Consider the following 24,720-nt stretch of genomic DNA (forward strand, 5'->3'; position numbering starts at 1 on the left):
GGCAGATAAATTAAGGTATTGAAAAAGTTAATTTAGCTGAGGCGTTGAGGCCCGGCGCGAATGCCGTGAACCTGGCTAATCCAGGTTGAAACAGAGAATGAAACAGGAGGAACGAGCGCGCGTTGCGCCGTCTGGCGAACCATAACCGGCGGCTGGCTGTCCTGCGTGAGCAGCGCGTTGAGCGTGTCCAGCAGGGCAAGATGCTGCGCCTGCACCGGCAGCGCCTCTTCCGCAACAGGCATTGCCTGCGGCGCCATCGCGAAGGAGAGATGGCGGATAACCGTGCGGATAGCGTGCTGGTGCCAGTAATCAACGGAGAAATTCGGGCGGCGACTGGCTTCAAGCCAGGCGAGATTTGTAAAGTTAACCCGCGTATTGAGATCGTGTTTGCTGGTAGAGGTCTTCGTCGGCGTCGCCGCTTCGGCACCGTTGCTGAGCGCAGGCAAGCCGAAACTCGCCGCGACCATCCCTAATAAGAGATGCGGCCAGAAGTAACGTCTGCCAAATTGTCGCCAGCGCGTCAGTATTCCGCTCACTTGCTCCACCACATAAGCCAGCCTGTTACAGGCTATCTTCAGTTATTTTTTTAAGCGCCCAGATATTACCACTAAAGCCAATACACATCAGCAGGAATGAGGCGCCGCCGCGGGGAAAAACGGTCAAGAATGCAGCTAACGCACACACTTTCTGCGCAAGACAGACTAGAAATAACGCAGGGGCAAACAAAGAAGGGTAAAAATAAAAACGACTGGTCTTCCTGGCCGGAGAGAGTACCAGGTTAACCAGTCGATTTTTTACGAAACGGCGTGAACCGTTACGCCAGAACCATGCTTGGCGCTTTGAAAGCCAACGGCAATTCTGCTTCGTCTTCGAAGGTCACATATTCCCAGGCTTCCTGTTTTGCCAGGACGGCCTGCAACAGTTTGTTGTTCAGCGCATGACCGGATTTGAACGCGGTAAATGCACCAATGATGTTGTGACCACACATGAACAGGTCGCCGATAGCGTCCAGCATTTTGTGACGAACGAATTCATCTTCGAAACGCAGGCCGTCTTCGTTCAGTACGCGATAATCGTCAACAACGATGGCACAATCGAAGCTGCCGCCCAGGCACAGGCCGCGGGACTGCAGATATTCGATATCACGCATGAAGCCAAACGTACGGGCTCGGCTGATCTGGCGCATAAACGCATCGGCAGAGAAGTTCATCGCATAGCGCTGGGTGCTGGAATCAATCGCCGGATGGTTAAAGTCGATGGTAAAGTCCAACGAGAAACCATTGTACGGTTTAAATTCAGCCCACTTGTCGCCATCTTCGACGCGAACGGTCTCTTTGATGCGGACAAATTTCTTAGCGCAGTTCAGTTCTTCGATGCCAGCATCCAGTAACAGATAGACGAACGGTGCAGCACTGCCATCCATAATCGGGATTTCTGGCGCATCGACTTCAACAATAATGTTGTCGATACCCAGACCCGCCAGGGCGGCGTTCAGGTGCTCTACGGTAGAAATCCGCACGTCATGCTCGTTCACCAGACAAGTACAGAGCATAGTATCACGCACAGATTTGGCATCGGCCGGAAAATCTACCGGTGGATTCAAGTCGGTGCGACGATAGATGACCCCGGTATTGGCCGGCGCAGGGCGTAACGTCAGCGTGACTTTCTTGCCGGTATGTAAACCGACACCCGTCGCCTGAACGATACGTTTAAGTGTCCTTTGTTTGATCATCGTATAATCTCGCCAAATTAACTATCCAACCGAGAGTGTATATCACTAACGGTGGGCCAGTTTAGCACAAAGAGCGCAAATCCCCTAATTCCAGCCAATTCTTAATCAGCTTGCTTACGCAGGAACGCCGGGATATCCAGATAATCTGGCTCTTTCGCCGTTTGCGGCGTTGGGTCGTTCACCACTTTCGCGGCCGGTTTCTGCTCCTGAGTCAGCGGAGACATACCGTGCTGCTGGTAACGATCCATTACCGGTTGCTGAGTCTGCTTGTTGGTCACTAAGGTGATCTCAGGACGCTTGTCCATACCGATACCGGTTGCAACAACGGTAACACGCAGCTCGTCGTTCATTTCAGGGTCAAGCGAAGTACCGATTACCACGGTAGCGTTGTCAGAGGCGAACGCACGGATGGTGTTACCCACGGTTTCGAACTCATCCAGACGCAGGTCAAAGCCAGCGGTAATGTTGACCAGCACGCCGCGCGCACCAGACAGGTCGATATCTTCCAGCAGTGGAGAAGAGATAGCCATTTCAGCCGCTTCTTCTGCACGGTCTTCACCGCTCGCCACGCCAGAGCCCATCATCGCGTAGCCCATTTCGGACATCACGGTGCGAACGTCTGCAAAGTCAACGTTCATCAGGCCAGGACGGGTAATCAGTTCAGCGATACCCTGAACCGCGCCTTTCAGCACGTCGTTTGCTGCACCGAAGGCGTCCAGCAGGGAGATACCGCGACCCAGAACTTTCAACAGTTTGTCGTTCGGGATGGTGATCAGCGAGTCCACATGCTTGGACAGCTCGGTGATACCCTGCTCCGCGAAGGCCATACGCTTCTTGCCTTCGAAATTGAAAGGCTTGGTCACGACAGCAACGGTCAGAATACCTAAATCTTTAGCAACTTCAGCCACAACAGGTGCTGCGCCAGTACCGGTACCGCCACCCATACCTGCTGCGATGAAGACCATGTCCGCACCTTCCAGTGCAGCGCGCAGGGCTTCACGATCTTCTTCAGCCGCATTGCGACCCACTTCCGGGTTAGCCCCAGCTCCCAGCCCTTTGGTGATGCCACCGCCGATCTGGATAGTCTGGCCTACCGCCGTCTTACGCAGTGCCTGCGCATCGGTGTTAACCGCGAAGAATTCAACACCTTCAATGCGTTCACGCACCATATGCTCTACGGCGTTACCGCCGCCGCCACCGACGCCGATGACTTTAATCACCGCGTCGTTGGTCAGTTCCATAGGTTCAAACATAATTTCTCTCTCCGTTGTGCCTGTCGCCCGAGACCGCTAATTCTCTCCGGTCTCTTAAAAAAATTAAAACTCTTTTCGCAACCAGTTGTTCAGTCGTTTGACCCACGACCCCACTGAGACGCGTTTTTCCACTTCCGCTTCACCACTGAGATGAGATTCCTTCCCGTAGTGGAGCAGGCCCACAGCCGTTGAATAATACGGCTCCTGAGCATAATCCGTTAAACCGGTAATATTCAGCGGCGCCCCAATACGTACCTGCGTATGGAAGACGCGCTGCGCACAGGCCGCAAGACCTTCAATTTGCGCTGCACCGCCGGTTAATACAATCCCCGCCGCAAGATGATGTTTAACACCCTGCTGACGAAGCTGTTCCTGTAACTGTAAAATTTCTTCGTTGACCAGGTTGAGCAGCTCGGTATAGCGCGGCTCAATCACCTCAGCCAACGTCTGGCGCTGCAGGCTGCGCGGTGGACGACCACCGACGCTTGGCACTTCAACGCTCTCATCTTTGCCAACGATAGAACCCAGCGCACAGCCGTGGCGCACTTTAATCGCTTCTGCATCGCTCGGTGGCGTACCAAAAGCGTAAGCAATATCGCTGGTCACGACGTTCCCTGCGTACGGGATCACTTTGGTGTGGCGCAGCGCACCGCCGGTATACACGGCCATGTCCATTGTACCACCACCAATATCGACCACACAGACACCCAGTTCACGTTCATCTTCGGTCAGCACGGAATAACTTGCCGCCAGACCGGCGAAAATAAGTTGGTCAACTTTAAGGCCACAACGTTCAACGGCTTTTACAATGTTCTTCGCCATATCGTTGTGACATGTGATCAGGTGCACTTTTGCCTGCATACGAACGCCTGACAGACCAACCGGGTTTTTGATCCCTTCCTGGTAGTCAATCGCATATTCCTGCGGGATCACGTGCAATACGCGATGCTCATCGCGAACACGCACGGACTTCGCCGTATGCACAACGTTTTCAACGTCTTCCTGCGTCACTTCCTCTTCGGAAATCGGCACCATGCCGATTTCGTTCTGGCAGCTAATGTGCTTACCAGAAAGGGCAAGATAGACAGAAGAAATCTGGCAATCTGCCATCAATTCAGCCTGATCGATGGCGCGCTGGACGCATTTCACCACCGATTCAAGATCGTTTACCCCACCTTTATCCATACCACGTGACGGGCAACTGCCCACGCCAATGATATTGACCATACCGTCGGGCAGAACTTCCCCTACTAAAGCGGCAACCTTCGCGGTGCCAATCTCCAGTCCAACTACCAGTTTTCTGTCCGTCGCCTTGATCATTGTTGTTCTGCCTGTACCTGTGCCTGATTCTGTTGCTGATTAGGTTCCTCGACCGGAGCCGGTACCCAACCGACTGCTGCGCCTGAGTCATAGCGCAAATCAACGTAGCTTATCCGTTTGCCGTCAGTCTGTGCCTGCTGCTGTAAAACCGGGTAAAGTTCGACAAAACGCGCCAGACGCTTCATGGTGTCCCCGCGTCCCAGGTTGAGCTTAATGCCGTTCGTTAACGTAAGCTGCCAGGAGCGGCGCGCCGTCATTGCAGCATCTTTTAACGTAAACCTGTCCTTCGCCAGCACCTGACCCATTTCACGAAAACCCTGTAACACTTCGTTTTCGCTGCCTTCAGGGCCATACAACATCGGTAAATTTTGCTTGTTGACACGATCGGCCGGGACGCTGAAGGAATTTCCGTCGACGTCAACCATGTGCTGATCATTCCAACGCGCAATGGGCACATATTCAACCAGATGAATCTTCAATTCATCAGGCCATTGCTTTCTTACGCTCGCCTGTTTTATCCATGGCAGACGTTCAATCTGGCTCTGGATAATATTGACGTCCTGCGTCATAAAGGTGCCAGGCGAGCCCAGCGCCAGTATTGACTGGCGAATATCGTCGTTACGCGTGTAGTGACGCTCACCGGTGACCACCAGCTTAGAAAGCGGCAACCGCTGCGCATCTTCCATCCAGCCCAGGACCATCCAGCCGCTGATAAACACGGTGCACAGCACCCCGAGCAGGAAAATGATGCCTGCAAGACGCGTTCCATTACTGCGGCGTGAAGAGGTGTATTCTTCCTCGTCATCGCGGTTGCGCGTGTTCAATGCAGCCTGAGACATATCAGCCCGCCTGGTCCAGAATGCGTACGACTAACTGCGAGAAGCTCATCCCCGCCTGACGCGCAGCCATCGGCACAAGGCTGTGGCTCGTCATACCCGGAGAGGTGTTGGCTTCCAGCAGATAAAATTGTCCATCTTTGTCCTGCATCACATCGATGCGTCCCCAGCCCTGGCAACCCAGAACATGCCAGGCTTTAAGTACCAGGGACTGTAAATCGGCTTCACGCTCAGCTTCAAGACCACTTGGGCAGAAATATTGCGTCTCATCAGAGAGATACTTCGCCTCATAATCATAGAAGACTCCGGCGGGTTGGATACGGATTGACGGTAAAATTTCTTCACCAAGCATCGCGACGGTAAATTCCGGCCCGCTAAGCCATTTTTCTATCAGAACTTCATCATCATGTTGAAATGCGAGCGCTAAAGCGGACGCTAAATCGTCAGCTTTGTCGACTTTGGACATTCCCACGCTGGAGCCTTCCCGGCTGGGCTTTACAATAACCGGTAAGCCCAGTTCAGCAATGCGTGCATTAACGCTATCCGGCAGGCCCAATTCAAATTCGCGACGCGTCAGTGCCACCCATGGCGCAACAGGTAAACCTGCGCCCTGCCACAGCAGCTTGCTGCGCAGTTTATCCATAGAGATAGCAGACGCCATCACGCCGCTGCCGGTGTATGGCAGACCGATCAGATCCAGAAGCCCCTGCAGGGTGCCGTCTTCGCCGCCACGACCGTGTAAAGCGATAAAGACTTTATCGAAGCCCATGGCTTTTAACTGCGTCACGTCGACCTCTTTTGGATCGACCAGGTGCGCATTGACGCCACCTTCACGCAGGCCCGCCAGTACAGCGGCGCCTGAATTCAGGGAAACCTCGCGCTCGGCGGAGGTGCCGCCAGACAGGACAGCAATCTTATCAGCCATGATGCTCATCCTCCTGGTTTTGCGGCTTCAGTTTGATTTCAGCTAAGGTACGGGCGATTTTGCCGATATTTCCCGCGCCCTGAATCAGAATCAGATCGTTACCTGTCAGGACCGGTGCCAGAATTTCCGCCACCTGCGCAGGGTCAGAAACCAGAATAGGGTCAACTTTACCGCGTCCACGAATGGTGCGACACAGAGAACGACTGTCTGCACCAGGAATCGGCGTCTCGCCTGCGGCGTACACATCCAGCATTAACAGGGTGTCTACCTGTGATAGGACGCTGGCGAAATCGTCATACAGATCGCGCGTACGCGTGAAGCGGTGCGGCTGGAACACCATCACCAGATTTTTGTCTGGCCAGCCTGCACGAGCGGCTTTAATGGTGGCGTCCACTTCGGTCGGATGATGACCATAGTCGTCCACCAGCATCGCCGTACCGGCTTTACCGTTTACCGGATCCAGCGGAAATTCACCGAGGAAATCGAAACGACGCCCGGTGCCCTGGAAGCTTTCCAGTGCGCGCAGAATCGCATCATCATCAATGCCTTCTTCCGTCGCGACGGCCACTGCCGCTGCGGCATTGAGCGCGTTATGGCGCCCTGGCGCATTCAGCGTCACGTGCAGCAGCTCTTTGTCCTGACGCGCCAGCGTGAAGTGTCCCTGCGCGCCAATCTGTTTGTACTCTTCCACGCGGACGTCAGCGTCTTCGCTGAAGCCGTAGGTGGTGATTTGACGACCCACGCGCGGCAGCAACTCGCGGATCACCGGATCGTCCACGCACATCACCGCGCGCCCGTAGAACGGCAGGTTGTGCAGGAAGTTGATAAAGGTCTGCTTTAAGTTCTCGAAGTCACCCTGGTAGGTATCCATATGGTCAGCTTCGATGTTGGTGACAATCGCCACCATCGGCTGCAGGTGCAGGAACGACGCGTCGCTCTCGTCCGCTTCAGCAATCAGATAACGACTGTGGCCCAGACGCGCATGTACGCCCGCGGCTTTGACTAGGCCGCCGTTGACGAACGTCGGGTCGAGACCCGCTTCTGCATAAATACTGGAAACCATCGCCGTGGTCGTGGTTTTACCGTGGGTCCCGGCAATCGCGATGCCGTGGCGGAAGCGCATCAGCTCCGCCAGCATTTCGGCACGGCGGATCACCGGAATGCGCGCGTCATGCGCGGCAACGATTTCCGGGTTGTCAGAAGAGATGGCGCTTGAGACCACCACCACACTCGCATCGCGCACGTTTTCCGGGCGATGGTTGAAATAGATAGTCGCCCCAAGCGACGCCAGCTGCTGCGTTACAGGGTTTGGCGCCAGGTCAGACCCGCTGATCTGATAGCCTTCGTTAGCTAACACTTCGGCAATACCGCCCATGCCAGCACCACCGATGCCAACAAAGTGAATGTGCCGGACGCGACGCATCTCGGGCACGATTGAACGCAGTTTTGCCAGTTGTTGTGTATTCATTCTCTAAACGCCATCGACTACTTAAAATTCGTGCCGCGCTTCACGCGCTGCGAGGGTTAAGCCTGGGCTGCCAGGCTCACTTCTTTTGCCACCCGTTCCGTCGCATCAGGGATAGCCGCCGCGCGCGCGCGTTCAGCCATCTCAAGCAATACGTCTCTGTTCCAGCCCGCCAGGGTGGTGGCGACCGCGTCGGCGGTAAATTGTGGCTGCTCAAAAATTTTCGCCGCACCGGCTTTCTCAAGCGGCAGGGCATTCCAGTACTGCTGTCTGTCTTTGTGCTGGAAAGGCACAAACAGGGCTGGCAGACCCGCGGCAGCGATTTCGCTTACCGTTAAGGCGCCAGAACGACAGACCACGACATCGGCCCAGGCATACGCTGCCGCCATGTCGTCGATAAATTCCGTCACGTTATGCTGCGGCTGCCCCGCCTCGGCGTAAGCCTGCTCAACGGTCTGCTGAGCGCCTTTTCCGCTCTGGTGCCAGATGGTGACGGCATCCCCCAGCTTTGCAGCAACCTGCGGCATCGTCTGGTTTAAAATGCGTGCCCCCTGAGAGCCACCGACGACCAGCACACGAACCGGCCCTTCACGGCCCGCCAGGCGAGCGTCCGGCAGCGGCAGCGCCAGTACGTCCACACGGACCGGGTTACCTACCACGTCCGCTTTCGGGAACGCGCCGGGAAACGCCTGCATGACTTTGGTGGCGATTTTCGCCAGCCATTTGTTGGTCAGACCCGCAATACCGTTCTGCTCATGCAGGACGACGGGAATACCTAACGACCACGCTGCCAGCCCGCCCGGCCCCGAGACATAGCCGCCCATGCCCAGCACCACATCGGGCCTAAAGCGCTTCATAATGGTGCGCGCCTGACGCCAGGCGTTAAAAATGCGCACCGGAGCCAGCAGCATTGCCTTGAGGCCTTTGCCTCGCAGGCCGGAAATACGAATAAAGTCGATCTCAATACCGTGTTTCGGTACCAGGTCGGCCTCCATGCGGTCTGCGGTTCCCAGCCAGCGTACCTGCCAGCCCTGATCCATTAAATGGTGCGCAACCGCCAGTCCCGGGAACACATGTCCGCCGGTACCGCCTGCCATCACCATTAACCGCTTCGGTTGATTCATCGTGAACCTCGTGTAAACGCCTGAGCTTTTTCCAGACGCGTTTCATAATCTATGCGCAACAACAGCATGATGGCCGTCGACATAATCAACAGACTGGAACCACCATAACTGATCAACGGCAACGTCAGACCTTTGGTCGGCAGCATACCCGCTGCGGCCCCGACGTTAACCAATGCCTGGAAACTAAACCAGATACCAATTGAGCAGGCCAGGAAGCCTGAGAAACGGTGATCGATCTCCAGCGCTTTCCGGCCGATGGACATGGCGCGGAAAGCGACGAAGAATACCATTAATAGCGCTAATACCACACCGATATAACCCAGTTCTTCCGCAATAATGGAGAAGATGAAGTCAGTATGCGCTTCCGGTAAATACTCCAGTTTCTGTACCGAGTTACCCAGCCCCTGTCCCCAGAGCTCACCACGACCAAAGGCCATGAGTGACTGCGTCAGCTGATAACCGCTGCCGAACGGGTCTTCCCACGGGTTCCAGAAAGAGGTCACGCGGCGAATACGGTAAGGCTCGGCGAGGATCAGCAGCACAACCGCTGAAATCCCCATCCCAATGATGGCGATGAACTGCCACAGCTTCGCGCCCGCCAGGAACAGCATGGCCAGCGTGGTCACAAACAGTACTACCACCGTACCGAGGTCAGGCTGCGCCAGCAGTAAGACCGCCAGCACCAGAATCACGCCCATCGGTTTTAAGAAGCCGCGCAGGTTGTTACGCACTTCATCTACTTTACGCACCAGGTAGTTCGCCAGGTAGCAGAACAGGGAGAGCTTGGTAAATTCCGCAGGCTGAATACGCAGCGGGCCAAAGGCGATCCAGCGTGATGCCCCGTTTACGGAGCTCCCCACCACCAGAACGATCAGCAGCATAATGATCGAGGCGATCAGCATCGCCGTACTGTGCCGCTGCCAGAACTCCATCGGTAGACGCAAGGTCACCAGCGCCAGGCAGAATGCCAGGATGATGTACAGACCATCACGTTTGGCAAACAGGAAAGGATCGTTCGCCAGACGCTGCCCGGCGGGCATTGACGCTGACGTCACCATAATAAAGCCGACCGCGGCGAGCCCCATTGTGAGCCAGAACAGCGTGCGGTCGTACATGATCAGGCTGTCGTTATCTTTTTGACGAGAGCCCATCACCCAGCCTTTGAGCGCCGCAAACAACCACACCAGGATCCCAAATCCTGGCAGGCGCGGCATTTTCAGGCGAGGGAGAGATAAACGCATCAGCCTAACTCCTTCGCCAGGCGGGTAAAGACATCACCACGCTGTTCGAAATTCTTAAATTGATCGAGACTGGCACAGGCCGGAGAGAGCAGCACCATGTCACCCGGCTTCACGCGAGGGGCAATCAGCCGCATCGCCTGTTCCATGGTTTCGGTTTGCTCGGCGATCTCAGGGCGCAGTTCAGCCAGCTCGCTGCCGTCACGGCCGAAGCAGTAGAGACGGATGTTATCGCCTGAGAGATACGGCTTCAGGGACGAGAAATCAGCAGACTTACCGTCGCCACCCAGCAGCAGATGCAGGGTACCGTCAACGTGCAGCCCGTTCAGCGCGGCCTCCGTGCTGCCCACGTTGGTGGCTTTGGAGTCGTTGATCCAGCGCACGCCGTTGTGCTCCAGCGCCAGCTGGAAACGGTGCGCCAGGCCAGAAAACGTGGTTAACGCTTTCAGGCTCGAGGAGCGCGGCAGCCCGACAGCATCCGCCAGCGCCAGCGCCGCCAGCGCATTGGTATAGTTGTGCTGACCAGAGAGCTTCATCTCTTTCACGTTCAGCACTTTCTCACCTTTCACGCGCAGCCAGGTTTCACCCAGCTGGCGGTTCAGATGATAATCCCCCATGGTGATGCCAAAACTGATGCAGCGCTCGTCTGCGCCACGCACCGGCATGGTCAGCGCATCATCGGCGTTCACCACGCAGACTTTGGCATTCTCATAAACGCGCAGCTTGGCGGCACGGTACTGCTGCAGACCAAAGGGATATCTGTCCATATGATCTTCAGTCACGTTGAGGATCGTCGCAGCGGCAGCATGCAGGCTGGAGGTCGTTTCCAGCTGGAAGCTGGAAAGCTCGAGAACATACAGTTCACAGCCTTTATCCAGCAGCATCAGAGCAGGCAAACCAATGTTACCGCCAACGCCGACGTTCATGCCCGCCGCTTTCGCCATTTCCCCCACCAGGGTGGTGACGGTGCTTTTACCGTTAGAACCGGTAATCGCGATAACGGGAGCCTGCGCTTCGCGGCAGAACAGCTCGATATCGCCAACAATCTCAACGCCCGCATCTGCGGCAGCGCTCAGGGAAGGATGCGCCAGCGCCATACCCGGGCTGGCGACAATCAGATCGGCTGCCAGCAGCCAGTCATCATTCAGACCACCAAGGTGGCGTTCAACCTGTTCCGGCAGCTTGTCCATACCCGGCGGAGAGACACGCGTATCCATCACGCGCGGCGTCACGCCACGCGCGAGGAAAAAGTCCACGCAGGAAAGCCCCGTAAGGCCCAACCCGATGATAACGACTTTTTTGCCCTGGTAATCTGCCATGATTAACGTACCTTCAGCGTTGCCAGGCCAATCAGCACCAGCATCAGCGAAATAATCCAGAAGCGCACAATGACGCGCGGCTCCGGCCAGCCTTTCAGTTCATAGTGGTGGTGAATCGGCGCCATACGGAAGATGCGCTGACCGCGCAGCTTGAAGGAGCCGACCTGCAAAATCACCGACAGCGTCTCAACCACAAACACGCCGCCCATGATCACCAGCAGGAACTCCTGGCGCAGCAGCACGGCAATAATGCCCAGCGCGCCGCCCAAAGCCAGTGAACCGACGTCACCCATAAAGACCTGAGCCGGATAGGTGTTGAACCACAGGAAGCCAAGACCCGCGCCGACAATCGCCGTACAGACGATCACCAGTTCACCCGCATGACGCAGATAAGGGATGTGCAGGTAGTTCGCAAAATTCATGTTACCGGTCGCCCACGCCACCAGCGCAAAACCGGCCGCCACGAAGACGGTAGGCATGATTGCCAGGCCATCCAGACCGTCGGTCAGGTTAACGGCGTTACCGGTGCCGACAATCACAAAGTACGCCAGCAGAATGTAGAACAGACCCAGCTGCGGCATCACGTCTTTAAAGAACGGCACGACCAGCTCGGTCGCTGGCGTGTCTTTCCCGGCAAGATACAGTGCGAAGGCCACGCCCAGCGCGATCACCGACATCCAGAAATACTTCCAGCGGGCAATCAGGCCTTTGGTATCTTTGCGGACGACTTTGCGGTAATCATCGACGAAACCGATGATCCCGTAACCCACCAGTACCGTCAGCACACACCAGACGTACGGGTTGGACGGGTACGCCCACAACAGCACGGAAACGACGATGGCAGTCAGGATCATGATCCCGCCCATGGTCGGCGTACCGCGCTTGCTGAAGTGCGATTCCGGGCCGTCGTTACGCACAACCTGGCCGAAAGAGAGCTTTTGCAGACGGGCAATCATGCGCGGGCCCATCCACAACGAGATGAACAGCGCAGTCAGCAGGCTGACGATGGCGCGAAACGTCAGATACGAAAAGACGTTAAAGCCTGAGTAATATTTGACCAAATGTTCGGCCAGCCAAACTAACATGTCCCGTTCTCCTGTAATGCGTGCACAACCTCTTCCATGGCGGCACTACGTGAACCTTTCACTAACACTGTCACAATTTGTTTTTCTGTCATTAATGCCTTAAGGCGCTCAATCAACGCGGCTTTATCGGCAAAATGCTCGCCAACGCCGCTGGCCTGGCTAATCGCCTGGCTCAATTTTCCTGTGCTCAGTACACAGTCCAGCCCCGCCGCTTTCGCCGCTTCACCGACCTGGGTATGACAGGCTTCGCTTTCGTCGCCCAGTTCTGCCATGTCGCCAACCACCATGATGCGGTAGCCCGGCATTTCAGATAACACCTGCACCGCCGCCGTCATCGAGCCAACATTCGCGTTGTAGGAGTCATCCAGCAGCAGCTTGTTTTCCGAAAGCTGAATCGGGAACAGGCGTCCCGGTACGGCTTTCAGGTTCGCCAGCCCGGCTTTGATTGCCGCATGTGAAGCGCCCACCGCCGTTGCCAGCGCAGCCGCCGCAAGGGCATTGGCGATGTTATGGCGACCCGGCAGCGGCAGCAGCACCTCCACGCCACCCGTTGGGGTAGTGAGGGTGAACTCGGTGCCGTGCGACGTCACATGGATATTGGTCGCCGTAAAATCACTGTTGGCCGCATTTGGTGAGAAGCGCCAGGTTTTACGCGCACCAATGATGCTCTGCCAGTTAAGCCAGTCGTTGTTATCGGCGTTCAGAATGGCAATACCGTTATCCGGCAGGCCGGTGTAAATTTCACCTTTCGCTTTCGCCACGCCTTCCAGCGAGCCAAAGCCTTCCAGGTGCGCAGCCGCGAGGTTATTCACCAGCGCCGCTTCCGGGCGAGTCAGGCTCACGGTCCAGGCGATTTCACCCTGGTGGTTTGCGCCTAACTCGATCACCGCATAGTCATGCTCTTTGGTCAGGCGAAGCAATGTCATCGGCACGCCGATGTCATTATTGAGGTTGCCCGCGGTATAAAGCGTATTGCCGCACTGGCTGAGGATCGCCGCCGTCATCTCTTTCACTGACGTTTTGCCTGATGACCCTGTCAGCGCGACGACGCGAGCCGGCACCTGCTGACGAACCCAGGCAGCCAGCTCACCGAACGCGAGACGTGTATCTTTCACCACAACCTGCGGCAGATCGATATCAAGCTTGCGGCTGACCAGCAGCGCACCGGCGCCGTTCTCTTTGGCCTGCTCGGCAAAATCATGCGCGTCAAAACGCTCGCCTTTCAGCGCCACAAAGAGACAGCCTGCGGTGACTTTACGGGTGTCCGTCGTCACGGCATCGATGGTCAGGTCTTGCCCGTGCAGGTCGCCGTGCAGTACTTCTGCGGCCTGGCTTAAGGAGAGGCTAATCATGCGACAACTCCCAGCAGGCGAGCTGCCGTTACGCGATCCGAGTAGTCCAGACGGCGATTGCCAACGATCTGATAATCTTCATGGCCTTTGCCCGCCAGCAGAACAACATCATTCTCCTGTGCCTGCATGATGGCGTTTGTCACGGCTTCAGCACGGCCTTCCACGACGCGCGCGTGGCCTGCGTCCAGCATACCCGCCAGAATGTCATTAATGATGGCGCGCGGCTCTTCCGTACGCGGGTTGTCATCGGTGACAACCGGAATATCCGCGAACTGTTCCGCAATCGCCCCCATCAGCGGGCGTTTGCCTTTGTCGCGATCGCCGCCGCAGCCAAACACGCACCAGAGCTTACCGGTACAGTGCAGGCGCGCCGCTTCCAGCGCTTTTTCCAGCGCATCCGGCGTGTGGGCATAATCAACCACAACGGTCGGCTTACCCGGCGCGCTAAATACTTCCATACGGCCACAAACCGGCTGCAGTCGCGCGGCGGTTTTCAGCAGTTCAGCCATCGGGTAACCCAGCGCCAGCAGCGTTGCCAGGGCCAGCAGCAGGTTGCTGACGTTAAACGCCCCCATCAGGCGACTTTCAATTTCGCCTTCCCCCCAGGAAGAGGCAAAGCGGATGGTCGCCCCGCTGTCGTGATAATTCACCTCAACCGCCTTCAGCCAGCGGCCGTGGCAGTTCGGATTGATATGGTCTTCCATCGAGACGGCAACCGCATCCGGCAGCTTCGCCAGCCAGCGGCGGCCCACTTCGTCGTCGGCGTTGATGATGGCCTGACCGTAATGGTGAGTAGAGAACAGCAGCCATTTCGCGGCTTCGTAGTGCTCCATATCGCCATGATAATCAAGATGGTCGCGGCTCAGGTTGGTAAACACGGATGCAGCAAATTTCAGCGCCGCGACGCGGTGCTGTACCAAACCGTGCGAAGAGACCTCCATCGCGGCGAAGGTTGCGCCCTGCCCTGCCAGACCGGCAAGCACGTGCTGTACGTCAACCGCCGAGCCGGTGGTGTTTTCCGTCGGGCTCACTTTGCCCAGCAGACCGTTACCCACGGTTCCCATCACCGCACCGGTTTCACCCAGTAGCTGTGCCCACTGCGCCATCAGCTGCGTGGTGGTGGTTTTACCGTTCGTACCCGTTACGCCAACCAGACGCAGCTGGTCGGAAGGTTCGTGATAAAAACGTCCCGCCAGTGCGGAAAGACGTTCGTTTAACTGGCTGAGATAGATGACCGGCACGCCGTGCATTTCACGGATCTCACCGTCGGTTGCCTCATCTTTAGCCTCAGCAATAATGGCAGCCACACCTTGCGCAATCGCCTGCGGGATATAACGACGCCCGTCCGCCTGATGACCGACCACCGCCACAAAAAGATCGCCAGAAGCCGCTACGCGGCTGTCCAGAACCATCTCTCGCAGTGCTCGCTCCGGTGCATTTGGCACCCACGGAGCGAGAAGGTCGCGCAAATTACGATCTGCCACCTGTACCCTCGCCTTGATTAATTACAAATTCACTTTTTTCGCCCGTCGCCAGCGCATCCGGTTCAATGTTCATGGTGCGTAACACGCCGCCCATGATGGCCCCGAACACAGGCGCGGAGACGGCGCCGCCGTAGTATTTACCCGCCTGTGGATCGTTTATCACGACCACCAGCGCAAAACGCGGATTGCTTGCAGGCGCAACGCCTGCGGTATAGGCAATGTATTTGTTGATGTAGCGGCCGTCTGGCCCCACTTTTTTCGCTGTACCGGTTTTAATGGCGATACGATAGCCTTTAATCGCCGCCTTCACGCCGCCGCCGCCCGGCAGCGCCACGCTTTCCATCATGTGCACCACGGTACGAACGATGGATTCCGGGAAGATACGCTCGCCCGGGACCGGTGGATCAACTTTGGTAATCGACAGCGGGCGATAGACGCCATAGCTGCCAATCGTTGCGTAGACTCGCGCTAACTGTAACGGGGTTACCATTAGCCCGTAGCCGAAAGAGAAGGTGGCCCTCTCTATGTCAGACCACCGTTGTTTTTGAGGATATAAGCCACTGCGTTCTCCGACCAACCCCAAATTGGTCGCCTTTCCCAGTCCAAAACGTGAGTAAGTCTCTACTAACGCTGAGGACGGCATCGCTAACGCCAGCTTTGAAACACCGACGTTACTCGACTTCTGTAACACCCCGGTCAGGGTCAATTCGCTGTAGCGCGCCACGTCTTTTATCTCGTGGCCGTTAATACGGTATGGGACAGTGTTCAGGACCGTGTTTTCATTGACAATACCGCGCTGGAGCGCGGTCATCACCACCATCGGCTTCACCGTGGAGCCGGGTTCGAACACGTCGGTAATTGCCCGGTTACGCATGGCATCTTTTGCGGTGCCGGTAAAGTTGTTCGGGTTGTAGGACGGGCTGTTGGCCATCGCCAGCACTTCACCGGTGCTGACATCCACCAGCACGGCGCTGCCTGACTCCGCCTTGTTGAACGCCACCGCGTTGTTCAACTCGCGGTAGACCAGCGCCTGCAGGCGCTCGTCGATACTCAGGGCCAGGTTATGCGCTGCCTGACTGTCCGTGGAAGAGATATCTTCGATGACGCGCCCGTAACGGTCCTTACGCACGATTCGCTCGCCCGGCTGGCCGGTGAGCCACTTATCGAAGCTTTTCTCAACGCCCTCAATCCCCTGGCTGTCGACGTTGGTAAAACCAATGAGGTGAGCGGTTACTTCGCCGGATGGGTAGTAACGGCGGGATTCTTCACGCAGATGAATACCCGGCAGCTTCAGTTTGCGAATGTAGTCCGCCATGTCAGGGTTAACCTGACGCGCCAGATAGATAAAACGTCCTTTCGGGTTCGCGTTAACGCGGGAAGCCAGCTGATCCAGCGGCATTTTCAGCGCATCAGACAGGGCTTTCCAGCGGTTATCAAGGGTAATGCCACCGGCGTCGTGCAGCTCTTTCGGATCGGCCCAGATCGCTTTCACCGGCACGCTCACCGCCAGCGGACGACCGGAGCGGTCGGTGATCATCCCGCGGGACGTGGAAACCTCCTGAACGCGAAGAGAGCGCATATCGCCCTGGCGTACCAGCATGTCAGGGGCGACGATTTGCAGCCAAGCCACGCGGCCCAGCAGAAAACCCAGCGCCAGTAAAATGCAGCCGCAAAGCAACGCAAAACGCCAACTGATAAAGTTGGCCTGTTCTTCCTGACGTTTTGGTTTTAGCGTTTTTGCCGCTGCTTTCATGCGTCGCGTTTTCCCTTATTTTTGTACTACGATATTTTCCTGTGAAGGATCAACATGCTGCAGCTGCAGCTTTTCCGTTGCGATCCGTTCAACCCGGCTGTGATCGCCGAGCGCGTTTTCTTCAAGGATCAGATTTCGCCATTCAATATCCAGCGCATCGCGTTCCAGTACCATCTGCTCGCGTTGCGCAGTCAATAAACGTGTGTGGTGGGCGGTGGTGACCACCGTCACAGCCGTGACAATGATGCAAATGAACAGACAGAGTGGCAGTTTCCCAAACCGCAAAAGATCGTCGCCGATCACGCCAGGCAAGGCATGGCGCTCGTTGCTTCCTAACGAATCCTTAACTTTGCTTAGGGTCTCTGTCACTCTGCCGATCATGCGTTCGTCCTCTCTGCAACACGCAGCACTGAACTACGGGCGCGTGGATTCTCTGCCACCTCTTCTTCGCCCGGCATCAACTTGCCTAATGCTCGCAACTGACGGCCACCCAGCTTCCTGAGTTGTTCTTCCGTCATCGGCAGCCCCGCGGGTACCTGTGGACCGCGGCTTTGTTCACGCATAAAGCGTTTAACAATACGGTCTTCCAGCGAATGGAAGCTGATGATGGATAACCGCCCACCCGGGGCCAGCACGTCGAGCGAGCTTTTTAGCGCCAGCTCTATTTCCTCCAGTTCACTGTTTACCCAGATGCGAACCGCCTGGAAGGTACGGGTCGCGGGATGTTTGTGCTTATCCTTCACCGGCGTTGCCGCCGCGATCACCTCGGCCAACTCTTTGGTGCGGGTCATCGGCTCAATGCGATTGCGCTCAACAATGGCGCGCGCAATACGTTTGCCAAAGCGCTCTTCGCCGAAGGTTTTGATGACCCATGCAATATCCGCTTCGTCAGCGGTCTGTAACCACTCGGCGGCAGACTGGCCGCGAGTCGGGTCCATACGCATGTCCAGCGGACCATCGCGCATAAAGGAGAAACCGCGTTCAGCATCATCAAGTTGGGGTGAAGAGACGCCAAGATCGAGAAGAATCCCGTCGATTTTGCCCGTCAGGCCGCGCTCAGCCACATAGTCCGCGAGCGCAGAAAAAGGTCCATGCACGATGGAAAAGCGTGGGTCATTGATAGTCTGTGCAACGGCAATTGCCTGCGGATCGCGATCGATTGCCAGCAGACGCCCCTCCTCACCCAGTTGGGAGAGGATCAAACGCGAGTGACCACCGCGACCAAAAGTGCCATCAATGTAGATGCCATCCGGACGAATATTCAGGCCGTTAACGGCCTCGTCCAGTAACACCGTTTTATGTTTATAATTTTCCATCATATTTATAGAGACAAGTCCTGCAGCCGTTCCGATAATGTCGCGGAATCAGACTGCTCAGCGTCGATATCTTCCTTGACCTGTTGATACCAGGTCGTTTCATCCCACAGTTCAAATTTGTTGAACTGCCCGACCAGCATCACTTCTTTGGTCAGACCGGCATGTTGCCGTAACACAGGCGCGATCAGTAATCGCCCTGCGTTATCCATCTGACATTCACTGGCATGTCCCAATAACAACCGCTGCACGCGGCGTTCCTGCGGGTTCATGCTCGACAGTCGCGACAGCTTTTGCTCAATAATTTCCCATTCAGGCAGGGGGTAAAGCAGCAGGCAGGGGGAGTTAATGTCAATGGTGCAAACCATTTGACCCGCAGCGTTCTCAATCAGCTGGTCGCGGTATCGGGTTGGTACCGATAAACGCCCTTTACTGTCGAGATTGACTAACGTAGCTCCACGGAACATGCCAGTCTCACCCCTCCTCACCACTTTAACCCACAAATTCCCACCTAAAGGAGTTTACGGAGCGAGGGAAAAGCTTGTCAAGCCAGGACTCTCGGCATAAGGACTCGAAAGCCCTCTATTTACAGAGATAAACAGTCCTGGTTAATAACTGCACAACTGGCGAGGCAAAATTAACGTTATGAATATTTGTAAGAAAAAAACCGAATATGCACACTAGCGTTAAGGCTCACTCAATATCATCGCAGATAAATATAAAGTGTCAGTTTGCGACGCGGGCAGCATTTTATGACAGATTCTCAGGGGATGACAGCGCCAGATTCATTCAGGCGAGCGGTAAGCGCAGTGGTTATCGCGTAAACTGTCAAAGGAAGAGGAAAAAACGTCTGAATATTCATCGACCGTAGAGGGTTTGTAACAAAATAATACAAAGAGTGCCGTTTAAAATCGCTGAGATGTTGTTTAAAGGGCAATTTAAAAGCCAAAATGAATAAAGAAAAATAGGCGATTATGATCTCCCAAGAATTATCCTAATTTCTCTCCGGGAATTATCTGCACGAATTATTGCAGCAAAAAGGGGCAGATTTCGCCGCCCCGGTCATTTCATTTTTGGCGGCTTAAAATTCCGCGATGGTAGAGATTACGTTTGATACGCGTCAGGCCCGGCTTCGGTTTGCGGGGTTCATCCAGACTTGCCAGCACAATCTCCAGCACGCGTTCAGCCACATCGCGATGGCGCTGTGCAACCGCCAGCACCGGGCACTGAAGGAAGTCGAGCAGCTCATTATCCCCGAACGTGGCAATCGCCAGATCGGAAGGCAGTTTACCTTCACGACGTAAGGTCACATCCATGACACCCTGCAAGAGCGCAAACGAGGTAGTGAACAGCGCCTGAGGCATCGGATGCGTTTCCAGCCATTTTTCGAACAGCTGCGCGGCGGCTTCACGTTCGTAGCTGTTGGCATAGAGGTAGTGAACCTCGCGCGGATCGTCTTTCCAGGCCGTTCTGAATCCCTGCTCGCGCAGGAAGCTCACGGAAAGTTCAGGCAGCGCGCCCAAATACAGCACCGTTTCCGCCGGGAACGTCCGCAGCTCTGCGGCCAGCATTTCGGCATCGTCCTGATCGGCACCCACCACGCTGGTGAAATGCTCGCGATCGAGGGCACGGTCAAGCGCAACGATCGGGAACGGATCATTCGCCCAGCGCTGGTAGAAAGGATGCTCCGGCGGTAAGGAGGTCGAAACAATAATGGCATCCACCTGGCGCTGAAGCAGATGTTCAATGCAGCGCATCTCGTTATCAGGCTGATCTTCCGAGCAGGCAATCAGCAATTGATAGCCGCGCTGACGCGCCTGACGTTCAAGATAGTTGGCGATACGGGTATAGCTGGTGTTTTCCAGGTCCGGGATTACCAGACCAATAGAGCGGGTGCGCCCGGCGCGCAGACCGGCTGCGACAGCATTCGGATGGTAGTTATGTTCACGAACCACCGCCATAACTTTTTCAACGGTCTTGTCGCTGACACGGTACTGCTTTGCTTTACCGTTAATCACATAGCTGGCCGTTGTTCGTGACACGCCGGCTAGCCGGGCGATTTCATCCAGTTTCACAATTGCCCCTTAAAAAAAGAAAAGAGTCCATGGCCCTGTCAAGGTTATGGTTAAATCTTTTAACATCTAAACGCAGAAAAGCCTTCGCGGCAACCGCTTTTATCTGCGTTGTCGGCTGATTACGCAAAAAAAAGCCCGGCTTTGGTGACCGGGCAGAAAGAGGCGAACCTTTTTGACAACTAACGCATGATTTTCTCGCCGCGTGACAGACCCACAACCCCCGATCTCGCCACCTCGACAATTTTTGCGACATCCCGTACGGACGCCAGGAACGCATCCAGCTTGTCGCTCGTCCCGACCAGCTGAACGGTATAAAGAGAAGGCGTGACGTCGATAATCTGTCCGCGGAAAATATCCGCATTGCGTTTGACTTCTTCACGCCCGTAGCCGCTGGCCTGAATTTTCACCAGCATGACCTCGCGTTCAACGTAGGCCCCTTGCCCCAGCTCGCTCACGCGCAGCACGTCGACCAGCTTATGCAGCTGTTTCTCAATCTGTTCAAGCACCTTAGCGTCGCCGACGGTTTGGATCGTCATGCGCGACAGCGTTGGGTCTTCCGTCGGGGCGACGGTCAGGCTTTCAATGTTATAACCGCGCTGCGCAAAAAGGCCAATGACGCGCGACAGTGCGCCAGACTCGTTTTCCAGTAAAACTGATAATATCCGGCGCATATCAGGTTCTCTCCGTTTTGCTTAACCACATTTCATCCATACCACCACCCCGAATATGCATCGGATAGACGTGCTCGGTTCCATCAACAATCACATCCATAAAGACGAGGCGGTTGTTTTTAACGTGCTCAAGCGCTTGTGCGAGCTTCGTTTCCAGCTCGGCCGGATCGGTTACCCGCATGCCAACATGGCCGTAAGCTTCAGCAAGACGAACAAAATCCGGCAGCGATTTCATGTATGACTGCGAGTGACGGCCAGAATAAATCATATCCTGCCACTGCTTCACCATGCCGAGGTAGCCGTTATTCAGGTTCAGCACGAGAACCGGCAGTTCATACTGCAGCGCGGTAGACAGCTCCTGAATGTTCATCTGGATACTACCGTCTCCGGTCACGCAGACGACGGTTTCATCCGGCAGCGCCAGCTTCACGCCCAGCGCGGCAGGCAGACCAAAGCCCATGGTGCCTAAGCCACCCGAGTTGATCCAGTGTCGCGGTTTATCAAACGGATAATACAGGGCAGCAAACATCTGGTGCTGGCCCACGTCTGAGGTCACATACGCTTCACCTTTCGTCAGTCGCCACACCGCTTCGATGACCGCCTGCGGCTTAATGTTTTCGCTCTGCGTGTCATATTTCAGGCACTGACGCGCGCGCCACTGTTCAATCTGCTGCCACCAGTCGCGGATCTCATCCAGCGGCTGGGTCGCTTTCTCCTGGGCCAGCAGATCCAGCATCTGTTCCAGAACCTGACGGGCATCACCGACGATCGGCACATCAGCCGACACCGTTTTAGATATTGACGTCGGATCGATATCAATATGCAGCACGGTGGCATTCGGGCAATATTTCGCCAGGTTGTTGGTGGTACGATCGTCAAAACGCACACCGACGGCAAAGATCACATCGGAGTGATGCATCGTCATGTTGGCTTCATAGGTACCGTGCATACCCAGCATACCCAGCGCCTGGCGGTGGGTGGCGGGAAACGCCCCCAGCCCCATCAGCGACGACGCAACAGGAAGGTTGAGTTTTTCAATCAGTTCACGAAGCTGGGCTTCACAGGCTGCGTTGATCGCTCCGCCCCCGACATAGACGACCGGTTTTTTGGCTGCCAGAAGCGTTTGCAACGCCCGCTTGATCTGACCTTTATGCCCCTGCGTTGTCGGGTTGTAAGAACGCATGCTCACCGATTCCGGCCAGACGTAAGGCAGCTTGTTTGCCGGGTTCAGAATGTCTTTAGGCAGATCGACCACCACCGGTCCCGGGCGTCCGCTTGCCGCCAGCCAGAAGGCTTTTTTCAGTACGCCGGGAATATCTTCGGTTTGCTTAACCAGGAAGCTGTGCTTCACCACGGGACGCGAAATCCCGACCATGTCGCACTCCTGAAAAGCATCGTAGCCAATCAGCGAGGTTGCTACCTGCCCGGAGAGGATCACCAGCGGGATTGAGTCCATATACGCCGTCGCAATGCCGGTAATGGCGTTTGTCGCGCCGGGGCCGGACGTGACCAAGACCACGCCCACTTCACCCGTCGCACGCGCCAGGCCGTCGGCCATGTGTACGGCCGCCTGCTCGTGACGTACCAGAACATGGTCAATGCCCCCTACCGTATGGAGGGCATCATAAATATCGAGGACCGCGCCGCCAGGGTAGCCGAACACTTGCTTTACGCCCTGATCGATCAGCGACCGCACGACCATTTCCGCGCCAGACAACATCTCCATGCTTTGCCTCCAGGCATTTTGTTATAGACGGACTGCCGAATTCATTTCCGCACCGTCTTACGATTGGGATGAACCAATCTTATATTTTGCAGAGTGTTCTTTACCTTAACCGCTCGTTATGAGGCAGGCAATTAGCAAACCCGGGGAGATAAACGGTGCGTAAAGCAGAAAACGCAGCCGTTAACAGAAGATATGGTTAATTCCTCTGAGAATAGAGGACGGTGTGATAAATCATCACTGAAAAGCGCGACAATGCAGGAAATCATCTATTTTTGCGTGCCGAAGAGCCGCCCGAAAAAAAGACTCACAGAACAAAATAGCAACTATCCAAAAAAACTCAGGATAAATCACATGATCCGATGCGATTTATCCCGATGCGTTTACCGGCGACAGATACCAACCAGCAACTCTTCCATCCACTGGTGTCCTTTATCCCGTCCGGCCGCTTCATGCCAGGAGAGATAACAGGTTCGGCTATTTAACTTAAGCGGCAATGGCAAAATTTGCAGATTTAATGGGTCAGAAAACTCTTCTGCCAGCCAGCGCGGTGCAATCGCCACCAGCTGTGTCTGGGAGACCACGTTTAATACGCTGACCATAGCCATGCCCTGATAAGCCACGCACGCCTGTTTATCCGCAGTGTCATACCACGGCAGGCTAAAGGAAGCATATCTGTCGAGAGCAACAACGGCGTGCTGTTCGTTATAAACATCGTGTTCTCGCAGCGGAGAATTCAGACGTGGGTGTTTTTTACTGGCGACAAGAACCATTTCATCTTTAAAGAGCGGCACGCAGGAAAATTCCGGACGACGGAACTCTTCATACCCCAGCACGAATTCGATCTCCTGATAGCGTAACTGATGTTCCGTGTTTTGATTCAGGGATGATTTAAAAACCAGATTGATATTTGGTGCGATTTCTTCAACTTTATTATAAATAATCGACGTTAAATAATTATCTAATGGACTGCAGACACAAAGATGGAATACGCGCTCGCTGCTCAAGGGTTCAAAGCCCGATCCCGGCAGCTCATTTTGCACCAACTGCAACGCCTGGCGGATGGAACCGAACAGCTGGAATGCGCGTGCCGTAGGCTGGATCCCCCTCCCGTAACGAACGAATAATTCGTCGTTAAACATGAGCTTGAGTCTGGCAACGGCATTACTCACAGCAGGTTGCGACATCCCCAACGCCTGGGCGGCGCGGGTGATATTCTGTTCCTGCATGACCGCATCAAACACCGTCAGAAGATTAAGATCCACCGTGCGTAACTGCGGTTTAATCCCATCAGTAGCTTGAGGTTGTTTAATATTATTTTCTGGCACTTCTGACTCCACTGTCACGCTAAACTCCCTTTGCCAACGTACGCTAATCATCTCGAAAAATATGATTTATCATGCAAATACGATCAGCGAAAGAGAATTATTTAAAATTCAGAATATATAAAGACGCTATATAAACGAAAAGAAAATAGCGCAAATGATATGTTTGACTTTAGGATTCAAATGAAACCATAAACCAAACAAATACACAATGACCGCCAGGTTAATGATGACTTAAGTATTATTAAACTGTTATCGCCACCGCTCTGCAGTTAGTTAATAACATGTTATCTCTTTTCGTTTTTCAGCGAAGCGCAATAGATTCACCATAATTATAACTTAATGATATTAAAACCCTTTACGTACAGAACATTCTCAGTAACGCGCGTCACTCATTTGAAACAATTATATTTATTTGTTTCTGCAACTGTTTTCTTCAGTCCAAAATTAGACAATTAGTCGGGTCGTAAAAGCCAAAACCAGCACAATTAGCTAAAGTAATTATCCTGCTGATTACGCCCGTCGGGCCCGTTTTTATCATCAGGGGTTGACATCAACTGGCGTATCCAGTACCACTAAAAGCATATTGAATTTAACGGAGCACGATTCATGATTCGCACCATTCGTTTCACCGGTCTACTACTACTAAACGCATCCACTGTGCGCGGTAGACTGGCGGGCGAAATTCAGCGTTGAATCGTCACCAGTAAGACTAAAAACCCGCGCC

Annotated in this window: 22 protein-coding genes; 1 reads left to right on the forward strand and 21 read right to left on the reverse strand. The window is 55.0% G+C overall.

The window, feature by feature from the left end; genetic code table 11:
* Positions 1-32: 32 nt before the first annotated feature.
* The 21 genes from secM to leuO form a co-directional block, all read right to left on the reverse strand.
* On the reverse strand, positions 33-536 hold the full coding sequence (gene secM, locus N6P30_RS02305; protein WP_072207144.1) for a secA translation cis-regulator SecM: 504 nt from the start codon (positions 534-536) through the stop codon (positions 33-35).
* Between the two features lie 278 nt (positions 537-814).
* A complete protein-coding gene (gene lpxC / locus N6P30_RS02310) occupies positions 815-1,732 on the reverse strand; it encodes a UDP-3-O-acyl-N-acetylglucosamine deacetylase (protein ID WP_008501977.1) in 918 nt (305 codons plus the stop codon).
* A 101-nt stretch (positions 1,733-1,833) separates the two neighbouring features.
* A complete protein-coding gene (gene ftsZ, locus N6P30_RS02315; RefSeq protein WP_008501978.1) occupies positions 1,834-2,985 on the reverse strand; it encodes a cell division protein FtsZ in 1,152 nt (383 codons plus the stop codon).
* Positions 2,986-3,048: 63 nt separating this feature from the next.
* A complete protein-coding gene (gene ftsA / locus N6P30_RS02320) occupies positions 3,049-4,305 on the reverse strand; it encodes a cell division protein FtsA (RefSeq protein ID WP_006173845.1) in 1,257 nt (418 codons plus the stop codon).
* Positions 4,302-5,144: a cell division protein FtsQ gene (ftsQ, locus tag N6P30_RS02325; RefSeq protein WP_023293285.1), complete on the reverse strand. Its 843-nt coding sequence runs from the start codon at positions 5,142-5,144 to the stop codon at positions 4,302-4,304. Before ftsQ ends, ftsA begins: the two co-directional genes overlap by 4 nt.
* Position 5,145: 1 nt before the next feature.
* Positions 5,146-6,066 carry a D-alanine--D-alanine ligase gene (locus N6P30_RS02330; protein WP_023293286.1) on the reverse strand — a complete coding sequence of 307 codons (921 nt, stop codon included), beginning with the start codon at positions 6,064-6,066 and terminating at the stop codon, positions 5,146-5,148.
* Complete coding sequence (gene murC, locus N6P30_RS02335; protein ID WP_023293287.1) at positions 6,059-7,534, reverse strand: UDP-N-acetylmuramate--L-alanine ligase; 1,476 nt, start codon at positions 7,532-7,534, stop codon at positions 6,059-6,061. The genes N6P30_RS02330 and murC overlap by 8 nt, the downstream gene beginning before the upstream one ends.
* 56 nt (positions 7,535-7,590) lie before the next feature.
* Entirely contained in the window at positions 7,591-8,655 is a 1,065-nt protein-coding gene (murG, locus tag N6P30_RS02340; protein WP_023293288.1) for an undecaprenyldiphospho-muramoylpentapeptide beta-N-acetylglucosaminyltransferase, read from the reverse strand.
* Positions 8,652-9,896, reverse strand: coding sequence for a cell division protein FtsW (gene ftsW / locus N6P30_RS02345; RefSeq protein WP_023293289.1), 1,245 nt, complete (start codon positions 9,894-9,896; stop codon positions 8,652-8,654). Before ftsW ends, murG begins: the two co-directional genes overlap by 4 nt.
* Entirely contained in the window at positions 9,896-11,212 is a 1,317-nt protein-coding gene (murD, locus tag N6P30_RS02350; RefSeq protein ID WP_023293290.1) for a UDP-N-acetylmuramoyl-L-alanine--D-glutamate ligase, read from the reverse strand. Before murD ends, ftsW begins: the two co-directional genes overlap by 1 nt.
* Before the next feature lie 2 nt (positions 11,213-11,214).
* Complete coding sequence (gene mraY / locus N6P30_RS02355) at positions 11,215-12,297, reverse strand: phospho-N-acetylmuramoyl-pentapeptide-transferase (protein ID WP_008501985.1); 1,083 nt, start codon at positions 12,295-12,297, stop codon at positions 11,215-11,217.
* Positions 12,291-13,649, reverse strand: a complete 1,359-nt coding sequence (murF, locus tag N6P30_RS02360; protein WP_023293291.1) for a UDP-N-acetylmuramoyl-tripeptide--D-alanyl-D-alanine ligase — start codon at positions 13,647-13,649, stop codon at positions 12,291-12,293. Before murF ends, mraY begins: the two co-directional genes overlap by 7 nt.
* Positions 13,646-15,133 carry a UDP-N-acetylmuramoyl-L-alanyl-D-glutamate--2,6-diaminopimelate ligase gene (gene murE / locus N6P30_RS02365; RefSeq protein ID WP_023293292.1) on the reverse strand — a complete coding sequence of 496 codons (1,488 nt, stop codon included), beginning with the start codon at positions 15,131-15,133 and terminating at the stop codon, positions 13,646-13,648. Before murE ends, murF begins: the two co-directional genes overlap by 4 nt.
* Positions 15,120-16,886: a peptidoglycan glycosyltransferase FtsI gene (locus N6P30_RS02370; protein WP_008501988.1), complete on the reverse strand. Its 1,767-nt coding sequence runs from the start codon at positions 16,884-16,886 to the stop codon at positions 15,120-15,122. The genes murE and N6P30_RS02370 overlap by 14 nt, the downstream gene beginning before the upstream one ends.
* Before the next feature lie 15 nt (positions 16,887-16,901).
* Positions 16,902-17,267 carry a cell division protein FtsL gene (ftsL, locus tag N6P30_RS02375; protein WP_008501989.1) on the reverse strand — a complete coding sequence of 122 codons (366 nt, stop codon included), beginning with the start codon at positions 17,265-17,267 and terminating at the stop codon, positions 16,902-16,904.
* The gene (gene rsmH / locus N6P30_RS02380) at positions 17,264-18,205 is read right to left on the reverse strand and encodes a 16S rRNA (cytosine(1402)-N(4))-methyltransferase RsmH (protein WP_021240527.1); all 942 of its coding nucleotides are present in this window, start codon (positions 18,203-18,205) and stop codon (positions 17,264-17,266) included. Before rsmH ends, ftsL begins: the two co-directional genes overlap by 4 nt.
* 2 nt (positions 18,206-18,207) lie before the next feature.
* On the reverse strand, positions 18,208-18,666 hold the full coding sequence (mraZ, locus tag N6P30_RS02385; RefSeq protein ID WP_021240528.1) for a division/cell wall cluster transcriptional repressor MraZ: 459 nt from the start codon (positions 18,664-18,666) through the stop codon (positions 18,208-18,210).
* A gap of 600 nt (positions 18,667-19,266) precedes the next feature.
* Positions 19,267-20,274: a catabolite repressor/activator gene (cra, locus tag N6P30_RS02390; RefSeq protein ID WP_008501993.1), complete on the reverse strand. Its 1,008-nt coding sequence runs from the start codon at positions 20,272-20,274 to the stop codon at positions 19,267-19,269.
* A 179-nt stretch (positions 20,275-20,453) separates the two neighbouring features.
* The gene (gene ilvN, locus N6P30_RS02395) at positions 20,454-20,945 is read right to left on the reverse strand and encodes an acetolactate synthase small subunit (protein WP_008501994.1); all 492 of its coding nucleotides are present in this window, start codon (positions 20,943-20,945) and stop codon (positions 20,454-20,456) included.
* Position 20,946: 1 nt separating this feature from the next.
* Entirely contained in the window at positions 20,947-22,671 is a 1,725-nt protein-coding gene (gene ilvI / locus N6P30_RS02400) for an acetolactate synthase 3 large subunit (protein ID WP_023293293.1), read from the reverse strand.
* 380 nt (positions 22,672-23,051) lie between these two features.
* Positions 23,052-23,996: a transcriptional regulator LeuO gene (gene leuO, locus N6P30_RS02405; RefSeq protein ID WP_025912169.1), complete on the reverse strand. Its 945-nt coding sequence runs from the start codon at positions 23,994-23,996 to the stop codon at positions 23,052-23,054.
* Positions 23,997-24,602: 606 nt separating this feature from the next.
* On the opposite strand from leuO, the gene leuL reads away from it, so the two are divergent.
* Entirely contained in the window at positions 24,603-24,689 is an 87-nt protein-coding gene (gene leuL, locus N6P30_RS24610) for a leu operon leader peptide (RefSeq protein ID WP_071530973.1), read from the forward strand.
* The last annotated feature ends 31 nt before the right edge of the window (positions 24,690-24,720 follow it).

Source organism: Enterobacter sp. PL1 (assembly GCF_945957325.1).
Classification (GTDB): domain Bacteria; phylum Pseudomonadota; class Gammaproteobacteria; order Enterobacterales; family Enterobacteriaceae; genus Enterobacter; species Enterobacter roggenkampii.

Coding starts and splice junctions, on each gene's coding strand:
- lpxC (WP_008501977.1), bottom strand. CDS start 1,732: ATGATCAAACAAAGGACACTTAAACGTATCGTTCAGGCGACGGGTGTC.
- ftsZ (WP_008501978.1), bottom strand. CDS start 2,985: ATGTTTGAACCTATGGAACTGACCAACGACGCGGTGATTAAAGTCATC.
- ftsA (WP_006173845.1), bottom strand. CDS start 4,305: ATGATCAAGGCGACGGACAGAAAACTGGTAGTTGGACTGGAGATTGGC.
- ftsQ (WP_023293285.1), bottom strand. CDS start 5,144: ATGTCTCAGGCTGCATTGAACACGCGCAACCGCGATGACGAGGAAGAA.
- N6P30_RS02330 (WP_023293286.1), bottom strand. CDS start 6,066: ATGGCTGATAAGATTGCTGTCCTGTCTGGCGGCACCTCCGCCGAGCGC.
- murC (WP_023293287.1), bottom strand. CDS start 7,534: ATGAATACACAACAACTGGCAAAACTGCGTTCAATCGTGCCCGAGATG.
- murG (WP_023293288.1), bottom strand. CDS start 8,655: ATGAATCAACCGAAGCGGTTAATGGTGATGGCAGGCGGTACCGGCGGA.
- ftsW (WP_023293289.1), bottom strand. CDS start 9,896: ATGCGTTTATCTCTCCCTCGCCTGAAAATGCCGCGCCTGCCAGGATTT.
- murD (WP_023293290.1), bottom strand. CDS start 11,212: ATGGCAGATTACCAGGGCAAAAAAGTCGTTATCATCGGGTTGGGCCTT.
- mraY (WP_008501985.1), bottom strand. CDS start 12,297: ATGTTAGTTTGGCTGGCCGAACATTTGGTCAAATATTACTCAGGCTTT.
- murF (WP_023293291.1), bottom strand. CDS start 13,649: ATGATTAGCCTCTCCTTAAGCCAGGCCGCAGAAGTACTGCACGGCGAC.
- N6P30_RS02370 (WP_008501988.1), bottom strand. CDS start 16,886: ATGAAAGCAGCGGCAAAAACGCTAAAACCAAAACGTCAGGAAGAACAG.
- ftsL (WP_008501989.1), bottom strand. CDS start 17,267: ATGATCGGCAGAGTGACAGAGACCCTAAGCAAAGTTAAGGATTCGTTA.
- rsmH (WP_021240527.1), bottom strand. CDS start 18,205: ATGATGGAAAATTATAAACATAAAACGGTGTTACTGGACGAGGCCGTT.
- mraZ (WP_021240528.1), bottom strand. CDS start 18,666: ATGTTCCGTGGAGCTACGTTAGTCAATCTCGACAGTAAAGGGCGTTTA.
- ilvN (WP_008501994.1), bottom strand. CDS start 20,945: ATGCGCCGGATATTATCAGTTTTACTGGAAAACGAGTCTGGCGCACTG.
- ilvI (WP_023293293.1), bottom strand. CDS start 22,671: ATGGAGATGTTGTCTGGCGCGGAAATGGTCGTGCGGTCGCTGATCGAT.
- leuL (WP_071530973.1), top strand. CDS start 24,603: ATGATTCGCACCATTCGTTTCACCGGTCTACTACTACTAAACGCATCC.